Origin of the sequence: Mycobacterium sp. Root135 (genome assembly GCF_001426545.1) — a bacterium.
GTDB lineage: Bacteria > Actinomycetota > Actinomycetes > Mycobacteriales > Mycobacteriaceae > Mycobacterium.
Genome location: NZ_LMEZ01000005.1, coordinates 59,212 through 78,768, shown reverse-complemented (window position 1 = coordinate 78,768; position 19,557 = coordinate 59,212). Strand labels below are relative to the sequence as shown.

General features: G+C 66.7%; 17 protein-coding genes. 11 read left to right on the top strand and 6 right to left on the bottom strand.

Annotation, left to right across the window (positions count from 1 at the left end; translation table 11 throughout):
- Window positions 1-43 precede the first annotated feature (43 nt).
- On the bottom strand, window positions 44-1,723 hold the full coding sequence (gene alsS, locus ASD37_RS11520; protein WP_056551137.1) for an acetolactate synthase AlsS: 1,680 nt from the start codon (window positions 1,721-1,723) through the stop codon (window positions 44-46).
- A gap of 1 nt (window position 1,724) precedes the next feature.
- Window positions 1,725-2,453 carry an acetolactate decarboxylase gene (gene budA / locus ASD37_RS11515; RefSeq protein WP_082570095.1) on the bottom strand — a complete coding sequence of 243 codons (729 nt, stop codon included), beginning with the start codon at window positions 2,451-2,453 and terminating at the stop codon, window positions 1,725-1,727.
- 138 nt (window positions 2,454-2,591) lie between these two features.
- Between budA and ASD37_RS11510 the strand changes: the two genes are divergently transcribed.
- The 3 genes from ASD37_RS11510 to ASD37_RS11500 all read left to right on the top strand — a co-directional run bounded on the left by ASD37_RS11510 (window position 2,592) and on the right by ASD37_RS11500 (window position 5,523).
- The gene (locus ASD37_RS11510; RefSeq protein WP_056551136.1) at window positions 2,592-2,795 is read left to right on the top strand and encodes a zinc-ribbon domain-containing protein; all 204 of its coding nucleotides are present in this window, start codon (window positions 2,592-2,594) and stop codon (window positions 2,793-2,795) included.
- A gap of 34 nt (window positions 2,796-2,829) precedes the next feature.
- The gene (locus tag ASD37_RS11505) at window positions 2,830-3,765 is read left to right on the top strand and encodes a D-2-hydroxyacid dehydrogenase family protein (protein ID WP_235568084.1); all 936 of its coding nucleotides are present in this window, start codon (window positions 2,830-2,832) and stop codon (window positions 3,763-3,765) included.
- A gap of 105 nt (window positions 3,766-3,870) precedes the next feature.
- On the top strand, window positions 3,871-5,523 hold the full coding sequence (locus tag ASD37_RS11500) for a diguanylate cyclase domain-containing protein (RefSeq protein WP_235568075.1): 1,653 nt from the start codon (window positions 3,871-3,873) through the stop codon (window positions 5,521-5,523).
- On the opposite strand, the gene ASD37_RS11495 is transcribed toward ASD37_RS11500, so the two are convergent.
- The 4 genes from ASD37_RS11495 to chvE are packed head-to-tail and all read right to left on the bottom strand — an operon-like array spanning window position 5,520 to window position 9,647.
- Window positions 5,520-5,759 carry a hypothetical protein gene (locus tag ASD37_RS11495; RefSeq protein ID WP_056551135.1) on the bottom strand — a complete coding sequence of 80 codons (240 nt, stop codon included), beginning with the start codon at window positions 5,757-5,759 and terminating at the stop codon, window positions 5,520-5,522. The two genes, ASD37_RS11500 and ASD37_RS11495, sit on opposite strands and share 4 nt — an antisense overlap.
- A gap of 1 nt (window position 5,760) precedes the next feature.
- Entirely contained in the window at window positions 5,761-6,999 is a 1,239-nt protein-coding gene (gene mmsB / locus ASD37_RS11490; RefSeq protein WP_056551134.1) for a multiple monosaccharide ABC transporter permease, read from the bottom strand.
- A complete protein-coding gene (gene mmsA / locus ASD37_RS11485) occupies window positions 7,000-8,508 on the bottom strand; it encodes a multiple monosaccharide ABC transporter ATP-binding protein (RefSeq protein ID WP_056553029.1) in 1,509 nt (502 codons plus the stop codon). It lies immediately after the preceding gene.
- A 29-nt stretch (window positions 8,509-8,537) separates the two neighbouring features.
- Window positions 8,538-9,647, bottom strand: coding sequence for a multiple monosaccharide ABC transporter substrate-binding protein (chvE, locus tag ASD37_RS11480; protein WP_056551133.1), 1,110 nt, complete (start codon window positions 9,645-9,647; stop codon window positions 8,538-8,540).
- Between the two features lie 282 nt (window positions 9,648-9,929).
- On the opposite strand from chvE, the gene ASD37_RS11475 reads away from it, so the two are divergent.
- From ASD37_RS11475 to araA, 8 genes are all read left to right on the top strand, one after another.
- Window positions 9,930-10,916, top strand: coding sequence for an ABC transporter substrate-binding protein (locus ASD37_RS11475; protein WP_056551132.1), 987 nt, complete (start codon window positions 9,930-9,932; stop codon window positions 10,914-10,916).
- A gap of 92 nt (window positions 10,917-11,008) precedes the next feature.
- Window positions 11,009-12,541: a sugar ABC transporter ATP-binding protein gene (locus ASD37_RS11470; protein WP_056551131.1), complete on the top strand. Its 1,533-nt coding sequence runs from the start codon at window positions 11,009-11,011 to the stop codon at window positions 12,539-12,541.
- The gene (locus ASD37_RS11465; protein ID WP_056551130.1) at window positions 12,538-13,626 is read left to right on the top strand and encodes an ABC transporter permease; all 1,089 of its coding nucleotides are present in this window, start codon (window positions 12,538-12,540) and stop codon (window positions 13,624-13,626) included. The genes ASD37_RS11470 and ASD37_RS11465 overlap by 4 nt, the downstream gene beginning before the upstream one ends.
- A gap of 7 nt (window positions 13,627-13,633) precedes the next feature.
- A complete protein-coding gene (locus ASD37_RS11460; RefSeq protein WP_056551129.1) occupies window positions 13,634-14,635 on the top strand; it encodes an ABC transporter permease in 1,002 nt (333 codons plus the stop codon).
- Window positions 14,632-15,660 (top strand): LacI family DNA-binding transcriptional regulator, encoded by a 1,029-nt coding sequence (locus ASD37_RS11455; protein WP_056551128.1) that lies wholly within the window; start codon window positions 14,632-14,634, stop codon window positions 15,658-15,660. Before ASD37_RS11460 ends, ASD37_RS11455 begins: the two co-directional genes overlap by 4 nt.
- Entirely contained in the window at window positions 15,657-17,336 is a 1,680-nt protein-coding gene (gene araB / locus ASD37_RS11450; protein WP_056551127.1) for a ribulokinase, read from the top strand. The genes ASD37_RS11455 and araB overlap by 4 nt, the downstream gene beginning before the upstream one ends.
- Window positions 17,333-18,046 carry an L-ribulose-5-phosphate 4-epimerase gene (locus ASD37_RS11445; RefSeq protein WP_056551126.1) on the top strand — a complete coding sequence of 238 codons (714 nt, stop codon included), beginning with the start codon at window positions 17,333-17,335 and terminating at the stop codon, window positions 18,044-18,046. Before araB ends, ASD37_RS11445 begins: the two co-directional genes overlap by 4 nt.
- On the top strand, window positions 18,043-19,554 hold the full coding sequence (gene araA / locus ASD37_RS11440) for an L-arabinose isomerase (protein ID WP_056551125.1): 1,512 nt from the start codon (window positions 18,043-18,045) through the stop codon (window positions 19,552-19,554). Before ASD37_RS11445 ends, araA begins: the two co-directional genes overlap by 4 nt.
- The last annotated feature ends 3 nt before the right edge of the window (window positions 19,555-19,557 follow it).

Sequence of the window (19,557 nt, the reverse complement as noted above, 5' to 3'; positions counted from 1 at the left end):
TCCTCGTGTCTGGGGGTGTTCGGTGGTCGTGGTCGCCGTCGACCTATTCGAGTACGTCGTCGTGAAGCTGTTTGGCGAGATCGGTGTTCGAGCGGTAGTCGACGCAGACGTCGATGATGGTGATGCCGGGGTTGCCCAGCGACTCCTTGAAGGCGCTCTCGAAGTCGGCAAGCCCGCTCACGCGGACACCGGTGGCCCCGAAGGCCGCCGCGTAGTGGACGACGTCGTACTCGGCGAGTTGGACGCCCGACTTGCGGCCGTACTTCAACTCCTCCTGGAAGCCGACCATGTCGTAGGTGTTGTCGCGCATGATGACGTGGGTGAAGCTCAGCCCCAGTCGGGTTGCCGTCTCCAATTCCTGTGCGCTGAAGAGGAATCCGCCGTCGCCGGAGATCGACACGACCTGGGTCCCCGGCCGGACCAGGGCGGCGGCCATGGCCCAGGGCAGGGCCACCCCGAGGGTCTGTTGGCCGTTGGAGAACAGCAGTCGGCGGGGCTCGTAGGCGCGGAGGTGCCTGGCGGCGTAGATGTAGTTGGACCCGATGTCGCAGGCGACGGTGGCGTCGTCGTCGACGAGGTCGCGAATCTTGAGTACCAGTGCCGCGGGGTTGACCCCTACCTCGGTGTCGGGGTGCGTGGCGGCCGCCTCGTCGATGGCGGTCAAGGCGGCGCGCTTCTCGGCGACGGACGCCGCCGCCGACTCCGGCAGTCGAAGGCCCGTCAGCTCGGGGATGAGGGCACGAATGGTGGCTGCGACGTCGCCGCGAAGTTCCAGCGCAGGCTGGTAGTGCGCGTCGACGTCGGCGGCGACCTCGTCGAGGTGCACGACGACGCGGGCGGGGTCGGCGTTCCACAGCCGGGGGTCGTATTCGACGGGGTCGTAGCCGATGGTGAGGAGGACGTCGGCCTCGTCGACGAGCACGTCACCCGGCTGGTTGCGGAACAGTCCCACCCGGCCGACGTAGTGGTCCACCAGCTCGCGCGGCACCACTCCCGCCGCCTGGAACGTCTCGACGACTGGGAGGTCGGTGACGGCGAGCAGGTCGCGGATCGCCGCGCAGGCCCGGGGATCGCCACCGCGCATCCCGACCAGGAGTACCGGTCGGCTGGCGTTGCGGATCAGGTCGGCGGCGCGGGAAACGTGTTCTGCCGGTGCGGCACCCAGTGGAGCGACGGGGACGGGGGTGACGACGGCGTCGGTCGACTCGGCCGCCACGTCCGACGGGATCACCACGGCGGCGGCTCCCCGTGGCACCGTGGTGGCGGCCCGGAACGCGTTGGCGATCGCCTCCGCGGCGTTGTCGGGATGGGCCACCTCAGCGGTGAACTTGGTGATGGGGGTGAGAACCGCCGCGGCGTTCATCGACTGATGCGTGCGCTTGAGTCGATCGGCGCGGCCGACGGCCCCGCAGATGGCGATCATCGGATCCTGCTCGGTGTTCGCGGTCACCAGGCCGGTGGCCAGGTTCGTCGTTCCCGGTCCGGAGGTCACCAGTGCGACCCCGGGAGTGCCGGTGAGCCGGCCGACGGCGGCGGCCATGAAGGCGGCGTTCTGCTCGTGACGGCACACGATCAGCTGCGGCCCGCCGTCGTCGAGCGCGTCGAACACCGCGTCGATCTTGGCTCCGGGGATGCCGAAGATGAACTCGACGCCGTACGCCGACAGGGTGTCGACCATGCGCTGTGCGGAACGTGTTGAGGGAGAGTTCTTCTCAGTGTCCATGTCACTGCCCTTCTGTGCGACGGATCTGTCCGTCGGCGTCGACGTCGGAAAGGTTGGCCGCCTCGAACTGCGGTGTCCGGGGCAGGCTGAGGTGAAGGTCGGAGCAGACGCCGATCTCGACGGTGCCGTTGAGCAAGCGGTAGTCGAGTGCATGGCCGCCCCGCGTCTGGTCGGCGTCGAGGAAATGCGCGTGGTAGCCGGCAACCGAGATGCCCTGTACCCACTGCGGCATCCGGAACCCGGCCAGGGTTCCCGACACGTCGGTCAGGGTGACTTCGCCTTGGTCGCGGGTGGCCTCGGTGAACGGCCGGTACGGGTGTTCCTGCCTGCTGACCGTTCGGGTGCGCACGGTCGCGAACTCGCCGCGGATGCGCACGGCCACCATCAGGTTGGCGCTCTCCACGCTGGTGTCCAACAGGGCGGTCACGGCCGCGCGATCGGACTCGGTGGTCACCTCGATGGTCCGTTGCGGACGGAACCGCGTGACCACCGCGAAGGGAACCAATTCGTCCTCGGCGGCCCTGGTGGCGCTGCCGTCGGACCGGAGCTGGTAGCACACCGAGTCGAGCATCAGCAGCTCTCCGTCGAGACCGTTGAAGGTTCCCAGCCCGAAGTCGCCGTGGCTCAACAGCTCTCGGATCTCGACGTCGCCGTCGTAGACGCCGTCGAGCAGCGCCTCCATCGTCGCGGTCTGGTAGATCTCGTTGGGTTCTGGGCTGTTCGCTGCCATGCCTCAACTCTTGTCGAGAGCCCCGCCCGAGGCGTCGATGCTGACCCCCAACATGCCTTGCTGCGACCGTGACCGTGCAGTGGGGGCTAGCGGGTATTGCCGACGGTAGGCGGGGCGGATTGCGGGTATGTACCCGCAGTGTTCTTTCTCTTCGGGTACGGCTCCAAGCAGAAGTTCCTCGGTGACGGTCAGACCCGGACCTGTCCGCGCTGCCACAACACGACGACGTGGTCGCGGATGGATGAGTTCAAACAATTGAGCGTGTTCTTCGTTCCCGTTGCCCGGTGGAGCCACCGGCGGTACGAAGTCTGCGGTATCTGTGGCACAGCCGTCGCAGGTTGAGAAGGTCTCGTCAACGCATGGAAGGGACACGAACGTGAAGATCGCGATCTTGGACGACTATCAGGACGCCGCGCTCTCGATGGCCGACTGGTCGGCCGTCGAACGCCAGGCGGAGATCACCGTGTTCGCCGACCACATCGCCGATCAGGACGACCTGGTGGCCCGGCTCGAACCCTTCGACGTCATCTGCGTGATGCGGGAGCGCACGCCGCTTCCGCGCGAGGTCATCGAACGACTACCCCGGCTGAAGCTGATCGCGTCGACCGGTCCCGGCAACGCGTCGATCGACTACGGCGCCGCCGCCGACCACGACGTCGTCGTCACCGACACCGGGTACGACGCCACCGCCACCGTCGAACTGACCTGGGCCCTGATCATGGCCAGCTCGCGTCATCTCGTCGACGAGTTCGGCTCCGTTCGCTCCGGCGGCTGGCAGACCTCGGTAGGGCGGGAACTGCGCGGGCAGGTCCTCGGCATCCTCGGCCTTGGGAACATCGGCAGGGAGATCGCCCGCCTCGGCACCACCTTTGGGATGGACGTCGTCGCCTGGAGCCAGAACCTCGACGCCGCTACGGCGACGGCGGCCGGAGCGAGGCTGGTGTCCAAGGACGACCTGTTCCGGCAGTCCGACACCTTGACCATCCACCTCAAGCTCGGCGACCGGTCCCGCGGTCTGGTCGGCGCTGACGAACTGGCGCTGATGAAGCCGACCTCCTGGCTGGTCAACACGTCGCGAGGACCGATCGTCGATGAAGCCGCGCTCGTCGCGGCGCTGACCGACCGCTCGATCGGCGGTGCCGCGCTGGACGTCTTCGACACCGAACCCCTGCCGGTCGACCATCCGCTGAGATCGCTGCCCAACGCGCTGGTGACACCGCACATCGGCTACGTCGCCGAGGACCTCTACCGCACGTTTTACGGTGACGTGGTCGCGAGCATCACCGAGTGGCTCGCCACCGCTCCGCACTGATGGTCCGGCACGGTCGGTTGGCCCCTGAGCAGAAGATCGGTGACTGAGCACTCGGTTGCTGGCGGTAGGCTTCGAGCCTGACGAGGGTGTTGCTGGGGGGTACGAGTGCCGGACTGGGCGTTGCAGCGGCGGCGGGCGTTGGCCGCGCTTGCCGTGGAGGCAAAAGAGCCGAACGCGGGCGCGCGGGATGCCGAGATCGACATGGCCGACGCTCCCGTCCTGCGCGCGCTACTCAGGATCTCCAACGCCGTACTGCGCGCCAACTACTTCGACGAGGCCCTCGAGGTCATCGCCGAGCAGGCGCTGCAGGCGCTCGACGCGGCAGCGGTGTCCATCAGCCGGTGGGAGGCCGAGACCGACCTTCGCACGCTGATCAACGTCGGCAGGCCGGGGCCCGGCGAGCAGCGTTGGCCAGAAGCCGAGATCTACGACGTCACCGACGACGGTCCGGTCATGTCGCTGCTGCGACACGGTCGCCCCTACGTGTTCTCGGTCGACGACGCGGACGCCAATCCCTCAGAGGCGGAATGGTTGCGCGGTGTCGGCAAGGAGAGCGAGCTCGCGGTGCCGATCATGCACGGGGACCTCATGTGGGGCGAGCTCTGGGCAGCGGGCGTCGACGGGCGTAGATTCGGTCCCGACGACGTCCAGCTCCTGCAAGCCATCGCCGCGCACACCGCGGTGGCCATCGGCCGCTCCGAGTTGTTCAGCACGGTGTGGCGATTCGCGCACCAGGATCCGCTGACCGGGTTGGCCAACCGGCGCGAGCTCGAGCGGCGATTCGAGGAAGTGGACTGGACGACGACGCCCGCGGCGCTACTGGTCGGTGACCTCGACGGTCTGAAGAGGGTCAACGACCGGGACGGACATCCCGCCGGGGATGCGTTGCTCCGTGAGGTCGGCTCGGTCCTCGGCGACGTTGCGTCGACGATGGACGACGTCACGGCGGTGCGCCTTGGCGGCGACGAATTTTGTGTGCTGATGTTGCACTGCACCCTGGACTCGGCCGAGCGCGTGGCCAGTGAGACGAGCCACCGCGTCAGGAGGATTCTCGGCGCCGACGTCACCCTCAGCTGGGGCGCGAGCGTCTCTGGGCCCCATACTGTTTCGGGACACGATCTGCTGGCGGTCGCCGACGCGGCTCTGCTGGACGCCAAGCGGCTGGGGCCGGGTCGCTACAACGTCGGGGTGTACCGGCCACAGGTCGTCAGTCCGAATCGGCGCACCACCCACCCCGAGGAGACCGCGTCCGCGATCGACCGGCTGGTGCCCCGTGTCATCGCGATACTCGACGAACACGCGCCACTGCAGCTCGCCGCGGCTCTGGAAGTCCTTGCGATGCAGGTGCACAACGCCGTCGATGCGGCGGCGTGGGCACTGTCGGACGTCACCGAGGACGGGAGTTCCATCCGTACGGTCTGCGGTGTGGACAGCATGCTCGACGAATACTCCGGGTTGGCGAAGCTCCGCAGGATCGACGTCGGCGCGACGTACGCGCTGGCCGACTATCCGTGGACGGCCAGGGTGATGGCGTCCACCGGTGCGGCGTTCATCGCCGAGGCGGGGCTCCGGGACTGCGACCCCGCCGAGACGGCCCTGCTGGCCGAGATGGGTTACCACGCGGTGCTGGCCGTCGGAGTGCGATCGGCTGACCGCGGCTATCTGTTGGAGATCTTCGCCCGGCCGCGGCACCAGCTGGCGGCCGTGGCTCCCCACGTCAGGGTGCTGGCCAATTACTGTGCCGCGATTGGTGTCTAGTCGCCGGCAGGACGGTTGGTGGGGCGGGACAACCGGCCGGGTGACGGGCGGCTGGACGGTGCTCGGCGAGCGGCAGCCGCCGTCATGATCTCCTGATACCGCATCACCAACTGGTCCCTCGTCAGCCCGAATTCGGGCAGCACCTCGTCGGCGGGAGGCCCTCCGTAGGGCGCCCAGTTGCGCATGAACGTGACGATGTCGTGTGCGAAGCGATCCGCGATGAAGCCGCTCGCCATGCTAGGACCCACCCTTCTTCTTGTTGTAGATGTCGAAGCCGACGGCTGCGAGGAGGACAAGGCCCTTGATGACCTGCTGCACGTCGCTGCCGATGCCGATCAGTGACATGCCGTTGTTCAACACACCGAGGACGAAGCCACCGATGATGGCGCCGAGCACTGTGCCGACACCGCCACTGGCAGAGGCGCCGCCGATGAATGCCGCGGCGATGGCTTCCAGCTCCATGCCGATACCAGCCTGCGGCGTCGCGGAATTCAGCCGCGCCGCGAACAGCAGACCGGCCAGGGCTGAGAGCAGGCCCATGTTGACGAACACCAGGAACGTGACGCGCTTGTTCTTGACGCCGGACAGCCGGGCGGCCGCCTCGTTGCCGCCGACCGCGTACACCTGCCTGCCGAAGACGGTGCTGCGCATGACGAATGCGTAGATGACGAACGCCACGGCCAGGATGATGCCGACCACGGGAACGCCGCGGTAGCTGGCCAACAGGAGGGTGAAGGCTGCCAGTGCGGCCACGATGGCCGCACACTTGAACACGAACCAGCCCAGCGGCGAGACGTCGAAGCCGTAGCGGGACTGCGTCCTACGCTGCCGCACCTGCTGCCAGACGGCCGCCGCCATGACGAACACGCCGAGGATGACCGTCGGCCAGTGGTAAAGGCCACCGCTGCCGCCGATGTCGGGGAGGAAGCCGCTGCTGACCTGGCTGAAGCTGCGGGGGAACGGCGCGATGGACTGCCCCTCCAGCAGGTACTGCGTGGCACCGCGGAACACCAGCATGCCCGCCAAGGTGACGATGAACGACGGGATCCCGACGTAGGCGATCCAAAACCCTTGCCACGCACCGATCGCCGCGCCGAGGAGCAGACACAGCAGTACTGCGAGCGGCCACGGCATGTCGTTCTTGATCATCAGGACCGCGGACATCGCTCCGACGAACCCGGCGATCGAGCCGACGGACAGGTCGATGTGACCGGAGATGATCACGATGACCATGCCGATCGCGAGGATCAGGATGTACCCGTTCTGCTGAACGATGTTGGTGACGTTCAACGGCTTCAGCAGGATGCCGCTGGTCCAGACCTGGAACAGGATGACGATCACGGCGAGCGCGGCCACCATGCCGTATTGCCGGAAGTTTCCCTGCAGCATCGCGCGCAGCCGGTGACCCGGCGACGTGGGCGGTGATGACGGCGTGGGCGCACTCGAGGCGGTGCTCACCGTCGGGGTGGTGGTCATCTAGCTGCGTCCCTTCATCATGTAGCGCATCAAGGTCTCCTGCTTGGCATCCGCGCGGGCGACCTCACCGGTCAGCCGGCCCTCGTTGAGGGTGTAGATGCGGTCGCAGAGACCGATCAGTTCTGGTAGTTCGGAGGAGATCACGATGACCGCCTTACCTTGGGCGGCAAGGGAGTTGATGATCGTGTAGATCTCGTACTTGGCGCCGACGTCGATGCCGCGGGTCGGCTCGTCGAGGATCAGGACGTCTGGGTCGGCGTAGATCCACTTGCTCAGCACCACCTTCTGCTGATTGCCGCCGGACAGGTTGCCCGTCGTCGCGCGCACCGACGGGGCCTTGATGTGCATGTCCTTGCGGAACCGCTCGGCGACCACCGTCTCTTCGTGCTCGTTGATGACCGACGCGCGGCTGACCTTGGCCAGCGAGGCCAGCGTCACGCTGCGCGCGATGTCGTCCATCAGGTTGAGCCCATAGTGCTTGCGGTCCTCGGTGGCATAGGCGATCCGGTGGGCGATGGCCTCGGGCACCGTCCGCGTGCGAATTTCCTTGCCGTCCTTGAAGACCTTGCCGCCTGCCTTCTTGCCGTAGCTGCGCCCGAAGACGCTCATCGCGAGTTCGGTGCGGCCCGCGCCCATCAGCCCGGCCAGTCCGACGACCTCGCCGCGACGGACGTTGATGGACACCCCGTCGACGACCTTGCGCTGTTGGTCGAGCGGGTGGAACACGGTCCAGTCCTCGATGGCGAAGGTGACGTCGCCGATGGGGTGATCCGTCCGCTCGGGGAAACGGTCGGTCATGTCGCGACCGACCATGCCGCGGATGATGTGTTCCTCGGTGAGGTCGTCGTCCACGGCGAGGGTTTCGATGGTGTGGCCGTCGCGCAGGATCGTGATGTTGTCGGCGACGCGCGTCACCTCGCCCAGCTTGTGCGAGATGATGATGCACGTCAGCCCCTGGTCGCGAAGCTCGACGATGAGGTCCAGCAGATGCCTGCTGTCCTCGTCGTTCAGCGCGGCCGTCGGCTCGTCGAGGATGAGCAGCTTCACCTTCTTGGACAAGGCCTTTGCGATCTCGACCAGCTGCTGCTTGCCAACGCCGATGTCGGCGATCCGGGTGCGAGGGCTCTCGGCGAGCCCCACGCGGGCGAGCAACCGTGCGGCGTCGGTCATGGTCTCGTGCCAGCTGATCACGCCTGCGGAGGCGTGCTCGTTGCCGAGGAAGATGTTCTCCGCGATGGAGAGCACCGGCACCAGCGCAAGCTCCTGGTGGATGATGCCGATGCCCCGCCGCTCGCTGGACCGAATGTCCTTGAAGTCACCCGGCTTGCCGTCGAAGACGATCTCGCCGTCGTAGCTGCCGTGCGGGTAGATCCCGCTCAGCACCTTCATCAGCGTCGACTTTCCGGCGCCGTTTTCACCGCAGATCGCATGGATTTCGCCAGGGCGCACAGCGAGGTTGACCTCGCTGAGCGCCGTGACCCCTGCGAATCGTTTGGTGATACCCCGCATTTCGAGCAGCGGTGCGTTGTCTTCGATCGTCACGCCAGCTGTCCGGCGGTGTAGTACCCGGAGTCGACCAGCACCTTCTGGTAGTTGGTCTTGTCGACGCTGACGGGCTGCAGCAGGAACGCGGGCACGACCTTCACTCCGTTGTCGTACGTGGTGGTGTCGTTGGTCTCCGGCTTGCCGCCGGTGAGCAGCGAATCAGCCATCTGCACAGCGGCTTTCGCCAGTTCACGGGTGTCCTTGAAGACCGTCTGGGTCTGCTCACCGGCGATGATCGACTTGACCGACGCCAACTCGGCGTCCTGGCCGGTGACGATGGGCAGCGGGTTGGCCGGCGTGCCGTAGCCCGCGCTCTTCAGTGCCGAGATGATGCCAAGCGACATGCCGTCGTACGGCGAGAGGACGGCGTCGACCCGGCCACTGGTGTAGGCCTTGCTCAGCAGGTTGTCCATCCGCGACTGCGCGAGTCCGCCGTCCCAGCGCAGCGTGGCCACCTGGTCGAAGGAGGTCTGGCCGCTCTTGACGACGAGCTTTCCGCTGTCGATGTAGGGCTGCAGCACGCTCATCGCGCCCTTGAAGAAGAACGTCGCGTTGTTGTCGTCGGGGGACCCGGCGAACAGCTCGATGTTGAAGGGGCCCTTGCCGTCTTTGAGGCCCAACTTGTCGGTGATGTACGTGGCCTGCAGGACGCCGACCTTGAAGTTGTCGAAGGTGGCGTAGTAGTTGACGTTCTCGGTGCCGCGGATCAGGCGGTCGTAGCTGACGACCGGGATCTTGGCGTCGGCGGCACGCTGCAGGGTGTCGGTCAGCGACGAGCTGTCGATGGGCGCGATCACCAGCACCTTGACGCCCTTGGTGATCATGTTCTCGATCTGCGAGACCTGGTTTTGGACGACGTCGTCGCCGTACTGCAGGTCGGTGTCGTAGCCGAGCTTCTTGAACTGCTCGGCCATGTTGTTGCCGTCGGCGACCCACCGCTCGGACGACTTGGTGGGCATCGCAATGCCGACCGTGCCCGATCGTTCGCCGTTGCTTGCCGCCGGCTGATCCGTCGTCGTCGACCGACCACAACCCGAAAGCGTGGCCACGACGGCCAATATGAAGGCGAACGCCCCCAAGATCCGAACAATGCCCTTGCGCATGAAATCCTCCCGACTGAAGTGGGTTCGCACCGCGGTCTCACAGGCCGGGGCGGGCGCCCATGTGAGCGCTAACATACCGATCTTGTGATGCGGCTCACGCCTTTGTCAAGCCCGTCGACCCTCGAATGTGAGCGCTAACAAATTGTTGACAGTTTTCGAATGTGAGCGTTAACATCCTGACGGTGTAACGCCGGTCACATCACGTCCCGCGGTCCCGCGGCTCTTTGACACACGCCGGCAACGCGCCGAGCTCGGCAATCCGAAAACACCAAAGGAGTTGTTGTGAAGAGAGTCCTCACCGCGATGCTTGGCATCGCGACGGCCGGCGTTCTCGCAGCGTGCGGCAGCGGACCGGCGCCATCGAGTGGCTCCGGCGAAGGCGGCGGGGGAGGCCAGATCACCATGGGCTTCTCCCAGGTCGGCGCGGAAAGCGGCTGGCGCACGGCGAACACGACGTCCATCCAGGACGCCGCCAAGGCCGCCGACGTCAACCTGAAGTTCTCCGACGCCAACGGCGAGCAGGAAAACCAGATCTCGGCGATCCGATCCTTCGTCCAGCAGCGCGTCAGCGTCATCGCCTTCAGCCCGGTGGTGCGCACCGGCTGGGACGCCGTCCTCCTGGAAGCCAAGAACGCCGGCATCCCCGTCATCCTCACCGACCGCGCGGTCGACACCCAGGAAAAGGACTTCTACAAGACCTTCCTCGGCGCCGACTTCGTCCAAGAGGGCAAGTGGGCAGGAGAGTGGACGGCCAAGGAGTACGCGTCGGCACCAGGTCCGGTGAACATCGTCCAGCTCGAGGGGACGACCGGGTCGGACCCCGCCCTCGAGCGCAGCACCGGGTTCGCCGACGCCATCAAGGCCAACCCGAACCTCAAGGTGATCGCCTCGCAGTCCGGTGACTTCACCCGCTCCGGTGGCAAGCAGGTCATGGAGGCCTTCCTCAAGGCCAACCCGAAGATCGACATGGTGTTCGCGCAGAACGACGACATGGCCCTCGGCGCCGTCGAAGCGATCGAGGCTGCCGGCAAGAAGCCCGGCCAGGACATCAAGATCGTCGCGATCGACGCCACGCACGACGGCATGCAGGCGACCGCCGACGGAAAGTTCAACTTCCTGGTCGAGTGCAACCCGTTGCTCGGGCCGCAACTGATGGACATCGCGAAGAAGGTCGTCGCAGGCGAGACGGTGCCCGCCCGCATCGTGACCCCGGACCAGACCTTCGACCAGCAGCAGGCCAAGGCCGCCCTGCCCGACCGCAAGTACTAGCCCGCACCACCGAAAAGACCGTCGACGCCGCTCGGATGCAGGACCCCCCCAACGCTCCGAGCGGCGTCGGCTACCACCGGTAAGGATTCCCGATGACCACACCCCACCCCGGGCCTACCGCCGCCCCGGTGGTCCGCATGCAGGGCGTCACCATCGACTTCCCGGGTGTCAAGGCACTCGACGCCGTCGACTTCCGCCTGCTTCCCGGCGAGATCCACGCACTGATGGGAGAGAACGGAGCAGGCAAGTCGACGCTGATCAAGGTGCTGACCGGCGTCTACGATCCCGACGCGGGAAGCATCACCGTCGAGGGCGTCGAACAGCGGTTCTCCGGCCCGAGGCAGGCGCAGGACGCCGGCATCAGCACCGTGTACCAAGAGGTCAACCTCTGCACCAATCTCTCTGTCGCAGAGAATATTCTGCTGGGACGCGAGCCCCGTCGCTTCGGCCGCATCGACTACCGCGCGATGAGGCGCCGCGCCGCGGAACTCCTCGGCCAACTGGACCTGACCATCGACCCGGGCTCCACCCTCGGCGCGCATCCCATCGCCATCCAGCAGCTCGTCGCCATCGCGCGGGCCACCGCGGTCTCCGCTCGAGTGCTCATCCTCGACGAACCGACCTCGAGCCTCGACGCCGACGAGGTCGCCGAACTGTTCCGCGTGATGCGCAGGCTGCGCGACGGTGGCACCGCGATTCTGTTCGTCTCGCACTTCCTCGACCAGGTGTACGCGATCTCCGACCGAATGACGGTGTTGCGCAACGGCCGTCTGGTCGGCGAGTACCCAACCGCCGAGCTGGACAGGGTCCAACTCGTCGCGGCGATGCTCGGACACGAGCTCGACGTGCTCGAGGAGATCGGTGACGCCGCCGCTTCTACGACCCCGTCCACCGGTGAGCCGGTGCTGAGCGCGCGCGGACTTGGCCGCAAGCCCAAGCTGCAGCCCGTGGACCTCGACGTGCATCGCGGTGAAGTGGTCGGCCTGGCCGGCCTGCTCGGATCAGGGCGAACGGAGTTGGCGCGCTTGCTGTTCGGCGCCGACCGCGCCAGCAGCGGAAGCATCTCGGTCAACGGATCCTCCGACGCGATGCGCACGCCGCGCGCCGCCATCGCCAAGGGACTGGCCTTCTCATCGGAGGATCGCAAGGGCGAGGGCATCATCGGCGACCTCAGCGTGCGCGAAAACCTGGTGCTGGCACTGCAAGCGCGCCGCGGCTTCGCCCGACCGCTGTCGAAGAAGGTGAAGGACGACCTCGTCGACCGCTACATGGAAGCGCTCGACATCCGGCCGCGTAACCCAGGCACACCGGTCAAGAACCTCAGCGGCGGAAACCAACAGAAGGTACTGCTGGCGCGGTGGCTCATCACCGAACCGCAGCTGTTCATCCTCGACGAGCCCACCCGCGGCATCGACGTCGGCGCCAAGGCCCAGATCCAGAAGCTCGTCACCGACCTCGCCAAGGACGGCATGGGTGTGGTCTTCATCTCCGCCGAACTCGACGAAGTCGCCAGAATCAGCGACCGGATCGCCGTCCTCCGAGACGGCAAGTGCGTCGCGCAGGTCGGCTCGGACCGCTCGGTCCGCGAACTGACCGCGCTCATCGCGGCGGGAGGAAGCGAATGACGAAGAAGCTCAGCGCATCTCCACTCATCTGGCCGGTACTGGCGCTCGTCGCGCTGTTGATCGTCAACGTCATCGTGACGCCGACCTTCCTCAGCATCCGCGTCCAGGACGGCCACCTGTTCGGCAGCACCATCGACATCCTGCGCAACGGCGCACCCACCATGCTGGTCGCGCTCGGCATGACGCTGGTCATCGCCTCGCGTGGCATCGACCTTTCGGTCGGCGCCGTGGTCGCCGTCAGCGGCGCGCTCGCGTGTGCGCACATCGCCGCCTCCGACGATCCGGCCGGCGCTGGCACGGTGATCACGGCCATGGGGATCGCCCTCGGCGTCGCCGTGGGCCTCGGTTTGTGGAATGGGTTGTTGGTATCGGTGTTCGGCGTCCAACCCATCATCGCGACGCTGGTCCTGATGACGGCGGGCCGCGGCCTCGCGCTGCTGATCACCGACGGCCAGATCGTGACGATCACCAGCGCACCGTTCAAGATCCTTGGCTCCGGATTCGTGTTCGGCCTGCCGGTGGCGATCCTGGTGAGCCTGTCGGTGTTCGCGCTGGTGGGACTGCTGACGCGACGCACCGCCCTGGGCATGCTGCTCGAGTCGGTTGGCATCAACCCCGAGGCCAGCCGACTCGCCGGCGTGCGGTACCGCACGATCGTGTTCGCCGTCTACGTGTTCTGTGCGCTCTGCGCCGGAATCGCCGGCCTCATGATCGCCTCCAACATCTCGGCCGCCGACGCCAACAACGCCGGGCTCTGGATCGAGATGGACGCGATCCTCGCGGTGGTGATCGGCGGAACCTCCCTGCTGGGTGGACGTTTCAGCCTCACCGGCACCATCCTCGGCGCGCTCATCATCCAAACGCTGACCACCACGGTGTACACCGCGGGCATCACTCCGGAGACCACGCTGGTGTTCAAGGCGCTCGTGGTGATCGCGGTGTGCCTGCTGCAGGCGCCGAAGTTCCGGGCCCTGGTCTCGCGACGTCGCAAGCGGCCAGCCGCACCAACCGGTCACGCCGAGACCGAAGAGATCGCCGGACAGCAGGTATCGGTTCCGGCGCCGCCGACGATGGCAGCCAAGTGAGGGAGTCATGAGCGTTCAGACCGTCGGTCGGCCACGCGTCGACACCTCAGAGGTGATGCGTCGGATCACGGGGCGCTACCTCTCGCCCATCGGGTCACTGGTGCTGTTCATCGTCATGTTCACCGCAGTCGTGGCGCGCTACGACTTCGCCAGCCCCACCCAGGTCTTCCTGAACCTGTTGGTGGACAACGCCTATCTGATCGTGCTCGCGGTAGGCATGACCTTCGTCATCCTCACCGGCGGCATCGACCTGTCCGTCGGGTCGGTCGTCGCGCTGTCCACGGTGATCCTGGCCACCGCCCTCAAGGCCGGGTGGCCGATGCCGCTGGCCGTGGGCGCGGTGCTGGTGGTGGGTCCCCTGCTCGGTGTGATGATGGGCCTGGTCATCGAGTACTTCGACGTCCAACCGTTCATCGCCACCCTCGCCGGGATGTTCCTGGCCCGCGGGCTCTGCTACATAATCAGCGTCGACACCCTTCCCATCAAGGACCAGACCCTGCGCCAGTTCGGCCTGAACTACGTCTACCTCTACGAGGACAAGTTCATCCGGTGGACGGTGGTGGCGGCGCTCGTCGTCGTCGTGATCGCGGTGTACGTGCTGCATCAGACCCGATTCGGCCGCACGGTGTACGCGGTGGGCGGCAATCGGCAGTCCGCACAACTCATGGGGCTCAACGCATCACGGGCTCGGGTGTCGGTATACGCGATCAGCGGCCTGTGTGCCGCCTTCGCGGGTCTGCTGCTCGGCGTCCAGAAGTTGTCGGGCTACAGCCTCAACGGCATCGGGCTCGAACTCGACGCGATCGCCGCCGCGGTGATCGGCGGAGTGCTGCTGTCCGGCGGGGTGGGCTTCGTCCTCGGCTCGTTGATCGGCGTGCTGGTGCTCGGCACGATCCAGACCTTCGTCACGGCGGCGAACCTCGACTCGTACTGGACCAGGATCATGACCGGCGTGCTCCTGCTGATGTTCGTCCTGGTTCAGCGACTATTGGTGAGGAAGCCCGGATGAGCAGTCAGCACTTGCAGCCCGCGGCACCGAAACCGGTGATGGCCGACGTGGCACGGCTGGCCGGCGTCAGCCATCAGACCGTCTCTCGAGTGATCAACGGTTCGGCCAGCATTCGGCCGACAACCAAGGCACGTGTCCAGCAGGCGATCGACGAACTCGGCTACCGACCGAACACCGCTGCGCGTGCGCTGGTGACCCGCCGTTCCGGGATCATCGGCATCGTCGGCACGAACAGTGCGCTCTACGGTCCGTCCAGCATCCAGCGATCCGTGCAGGAGGCCGCGCGCGGCGCCGGCTACTTCTCCAGCCTGGTGCCGTTGTCCGAGGTGACCGTCGAGGAACTGGCCGGAGCGCTGGATTACCTTGCGCGCCAAGCGGTCGAGGCGATCGTGATGATCGCCGCGCAGGAGGAAGCGCTGGCGGTGGTGCACTCCGCCGACCCGGGCCTCCCGCTGATCGTGGTGGAGGGCGACCTCTCCGGGCGGGGTCTCAGCGTGGGCGTCGACCAGATCGACGGCGCCCGCCAGGCCACCCAACACCTGATCGATCTTGGCCATCGAGAGATCGACCACGTCCTCGGCCCGCTGAGCTACACCGAGGCGAAGGGCCGCCGCGCGGGCTACGAAGAGGCCATGCGCGGTGCCGGACTCCAGGTTCGAGAGCCGTGGGAGGGGGACTGGACCCCCGCGCGCGGCTATGAGATTGGACGCGAAATGGCCCGGCGCGGTGAGACGTCCGCGGTCTTCGTCGCGAACGACCAGATGGCCATCGGGGTGTTGCACGCCTTCGCCGAGGCGGGCCTCGTGGTGCCACGGGACGTCAGCGTCGTCGGGTTCGACGACATCCCGGAAGCCGGGTATCTCAATCCGTCGCTGACCACGGTGCGCCAGGACTTTCAGGCGATCGGTCGCAGAGCCATCGACCTGGTCACCGCCACCCTGGACGGGTCGACCACGAACGTCCCACTGCTCCCCCCCGAATTGATCGTCCGTGACAGCACGGCAACGTACGAGGAGAACCGATGACAGGCGAGGAAACCGCCGAAAAATATACGGTGGGAGTCGATTTCGGCACCCTGTCCGGACGCGCGGTGGTGGTCCGCGTCAGCGACGGTCAGGAGCTGGCCCAAGCCGAACACGTCTACCCCCACGGCGTCGTCTCCGAGACATTGCCCGGTGACGACCGTCGACTGCCGCACCAGTGGGCACTTCAGGTTCCCGCGGACTACGTCGAGGTGCTGCGCACCGCCGTTCCCGCCGCCGTCGAGAAGGCCGGCGTCGACCCCCGTGACGTGATCGGGATCGGCACCGACTTCACCGCCTGCACGATGGTTCCGGTGCTCGCCGACGGCACGCCGCTATGCGAGCTGCCCGAGTACGCCGACCGGCCGCACGCCTACGGCAAGCTGTGGCGCCACCATTCGCCACAACCGCAGGCCGACCGCATCAACGCCCTTGCGGCACAACGGGGCGAGAGCTGGCTGCCGCGCTACGGCGGTCTGATCTCGAGTGAATGGGAATTCGCCAAGGCCCTGGAGATCCTGGAGGACGACCCGCAGGTCTACGCGAGGATGGACCGCTTCGTCGAGGCCGCGGACTGGATCGTCTGGCAGCTGTGCGGCTCTTACGTCCGCAACGCGTGCACCGCCGGGTACAAGGGAATCCGGCAGGACGGGCGGTACCCGTCGGCCGAGTTCCTCGCCGAACTCAACCCCGACTTCGCCGGCTTCGTGACCGACAAACTCGACCAACCGATCGGCCAGTTGGGCGAGGCGGCAGGCACACTCACCGCCGAGGCCGCCGGGTGGACGGGCCTTCCCGAGGGCATCCCCGTCGCCGTCGGGAACGTCGACGCCCACGTGACGGTCGCGGCGGCCGACGCGCTCGACAACGGGCAGATGGTGGCGATCATCGGCACGTCGACCTGTCACGTGATGAACTCCGACGTGCTGCGAGACGTACCGGGCATGTGTGGCGCAGTCGACGGCGGAATCCTCGAGGGCAGTTGGGGATACGAAGCCGGTCAATCCGGGGTCGGCGACATCTTCGCCTGGTTCATCAAGAACTGCGTGCCGGAGCGGTACGAGGTCGAGGCCCGCAACCGCGGCCAGTCGCTGCACGAGCACCTGACCGAGCTGGCCAGCAGCCAGCGCATCGGCGAACACGGTCTGGTGGCCCTCGACTGGCACAGCGGCAACCGCTCGGTGCTCGTCGACCACGAACTGTCGGGCGTGATCGTCGGACAGACGCTCGAGACGACCGCGGTCGACACGTACCGGGCCTTGTTGGAGGCCACCGCATTTGGGACCAGGATGATCGTCGAGACGTTCGTCGACTGCGGGGTCCCGGTAACCGAGCTGGTGGTCGCCGGTGGCCTGCTGAAGAACCAGCTCATGATGCAGATCTACGCCGACGTCGTCGGGCTGCCGCTGTCCACGGTGCCCTCGACGCAGGCGCCGGCCCTCGGCTCGGCGATCCACGCCGCCACCGCCGCCGGCGCGTTCACCGACGTCCGCGCCGCCGCCAAACAGATGGGTAAACGAGTGCGCAACGCCTACACCCCGATTCCGGAGAACGTCGAACTCTACGACCAGCTGTACCGCGAATACGTCACGCTGTACGACTGGTTCGGCCGAGGCAACGACATGATGCGCCGCCTGCGTCGCATCGGCTCGCTCGACGCGGTGGGGGCTGCACGATGACCGTCACTGAAGAGACCAACCGCGTCATCGCCCAGTTGCGTCGGGAAGTCTGCGACCTCCACGCGCAGCTGACCCGCTACGACCTCGTCATCTGGACCGCGGGCAACGTCAGCGCCAGAGTGCCGGACAGCGATCTCATGGTGATCAAACCCTCAGGCGCGGACTATGATTCGATGACCGCCGACGACATGGTGGTGTGCGATCTGTACGGAAACCTGGTCGACGGCGAGCTCAACCCGTCGTCGGACACCGCGGCGCACGCCTACGTGTACCGGCACATGCCCGAGGTGGGCGGCGTCGTCCACACCCACTCCACCTACGCCACGGCGTGGGCGGCGCGCGGCGAACCGATCCCATGCGTGCTGACGATGATCGCCGACGAATTCGGTGGTGACGTTCCGGTCGGGCCGTTCGCGCTCATCGGCGACGACTCGATCGGCCGCGGCATCGTGGAGACGTTGCGGGGCAGCAGATCTCCCGCAGTCCTTATGCACAGCCACGGTCCGTTCACGATCGGCCGTACGGCCCGCGACGCCGTCAAGGCGGCCGTCATGGTGGAGGACGTCGCGCGCACCGTGCACATCAGCCGCCAGCTGGGCACCACCTCGCCCATCGACGCCGCGAACGTGACCTCGCTCTACGAGCGCTACCAGAACGTGTACGGCCAGGCCGACACGCCAACCGCAACCCCCCAGGAGAACCAGCGATGATCGCGTCCCGACTCGTCACCAGCCAGGTATGGCTGATCACGGGCAGTCAGTCCCTGTACGGACCGGACATCCTCGATCAGGTCGCTGACCAGTCGCGTCAGATCGCCGATCGTCTCGACGGCAGCTCCGAGATTCCGGTGGAGGTGCGGTGGCTCCCCGTCGTCACCACCTCCGAGGCAATCGCCCAAATATTGAGTGAGGCCAACACATCTGAGGAATGCATCGGCGTCATCGCCTGGATGCACACCTTCTCGCCTGCCAAGATGTGGATCCGCGGCCTCAAGTCGCTGCAGAAGCCGCTCCTGCATCTGCACACCCAGTTCGGTGTCGAGTTGCCATGGCAGAGCATCGACATGGACTTCATGAACCTGAACCAAGCCGCCCACGGCGACCGCGAATTCGGCTACATCCAGTCGCGCCTGTCGACCCCGCGCAAGACCGTGGCCGGCCACGTCAGCGATCCGAACACCCGCCGCCGGATCGGCTCGTGGGCGCGGGCCGCGCTCGGTCGCGCCGAGCTGTCGACGATGAAGGTCGCCCGCTTCGGTGACAACATGCGCGGCGTCGCCGTGACCGAGGGCGACAAGGTGGAGGCCGAGGCGCACTTCGGGGCCTCGGTCAACACCTACGGCGTCAACGACCTGGTCGAGTACGTCGAGAAGGTCCGCCCCGCCGACGTCGACAAACTGGTCAGGGAGTACGAGGGCACCTACGCGGTCGCCGCCGAACTGCTGCCCGGAGGAGACCGGCACGCGTCGCTGCGGCACGGCGCCCAGATTGAGATCGGTCTGCGGAAGTTCCTGCAGGATGGTGATTTTCACGCGTTCACCACCAACTTCGAGGACCTCGGTGGCCTCCGGCAGCTGCCGGGCCTTGCCGTCCAACGCCTGATGTCCGACGGTTACGGTTTCGGCGGCGAGGGGGACTGGAAGACCTCGATGATGCTGCGCGCCGTGAAGGTGATGGCCGAGGGGTTGCCCGGTGGAACCTCGTTCATGGAGGACTACACCTACGACCTGACACCAGGTCAGGAACGCATCCTCGGTGCTCACATGCTCGAGGTGTGCCCCAGCATCGCGGCGGGCAAGCCCACCCTCGAGGTGCATCCGCTGGGTATCGGCGGCCGCGAGGATCCGGTCCGGTTGCGCTTCACCGCGGCACCGTCGGACGCCGTCATCATCGGCATCTGCGACATGGGTTCGCGATTCCGGTTGGTCGCCAACGAAGTACGCGTCGTCGAGCCGGCCCACGAATTGCCGAACCTTCCGGTCGCCTGTGCGGTATGGGAACCGTTGCCGTGCTGGTCGACCTCGGCAGAGGCGTGGCTGATGGCCGGTGCACCCCACCACACCGTGATGTCCACGGCCGTCGGCACCGAGACGATCGACGACTTCGCCGCCATGACCGACACCGAACTCCTGGTCATCGACGCCGCCACCACGGTGCGGGGCTTCCAGCACGAACTCAAGTGGAACGACGTGTATCACCACGTCGCCGCTGGGCTGTGAGCG

Coding starts and splice junctions, on each gene's coding strand:
- ASD37_RS11455 (WP_056551128.1), top strand. CDS start 14,632: ATGAGCAGTCAGCACTTGCAGCCCGCGGCACCGAAACCGGTGATGGCC.
- ASD37_RS11445 (WP_056551126.1), top strand. CDS start 17,333: ATGACCGTCACTGAAGAGACCAACCGCGTCATCGCCCAGTTGCGTCGG.
- budA (WP_082570095.1), bottom strand. CDS start 2,453: ATGGCAGCGAACAGCCCAGAACCCAACGAGATCTACCAGACCGCGACG.
- araA (WP_056551125.1), top strand. CDS start 18,043: ATGATCGCGTCCCGACTCGTCACCAGCCAGGTATGGCTGATCACGGGC.
- ASD37_RS11470 (WP_056551131.1), top strand. CDS start 11,009: ATGACCACACCCCACCCCGGGCCTACCGCCGCCCCGGTGGTCCGCATG.
- ASD37_RS11495 (WP_056551135.1), bottom strand. CDS start 5,759: ATGGCGAGCGGCTTCATCGCGGATCGCTTCGCACACGACATCGTCACG.
- alsS (WP_056551137.1), bottom strand. CDS start 1,723: ATGGACACTGAGAAGAACTCTCCCTCAACACGTTCCGCACAGCGCATG.
- chvE (WP_056551133.1), bottom strand. CDS start 9,647: ATGCGCAAGGGCATTGTTCGGATCTTGGGGGCGTTCGCCTTCATATTG.
- araB (WP_056551127.1), top strand. CDS start 15,657: ATGACAGGCGAGGAAACCGCCGAAAAATATACGGTGGGAGTCGATTTC.
- ASD37_RS11465 (WP_056551130.1), top strand. CDS start 12,538: ATGACGAAGAAGCTCAGCGCATCTCCACTCATCTGGCCGGTACTGGCG.
- mmsB (WP_056551134.1), bottom strand. CDS start 6,999: ATGACCACCACCCCGACGGTGAGCACCGCCTCGAGTGCGCCCACGCCG.
- ASD37_RS11460 (WP_056551129.1), top strand. CDS start 13,634: ATGAGCGTTCAGACCGTCGGTCGGCCACGCGTCGACACCTCAGAGGTG.
- mmsA (WP_056553029.1), bottom strand. CDS start 8,508: ATGCGGGGTATCACCAAACGATTCGCAGGGGTCACGGCGCTCAGCGAG.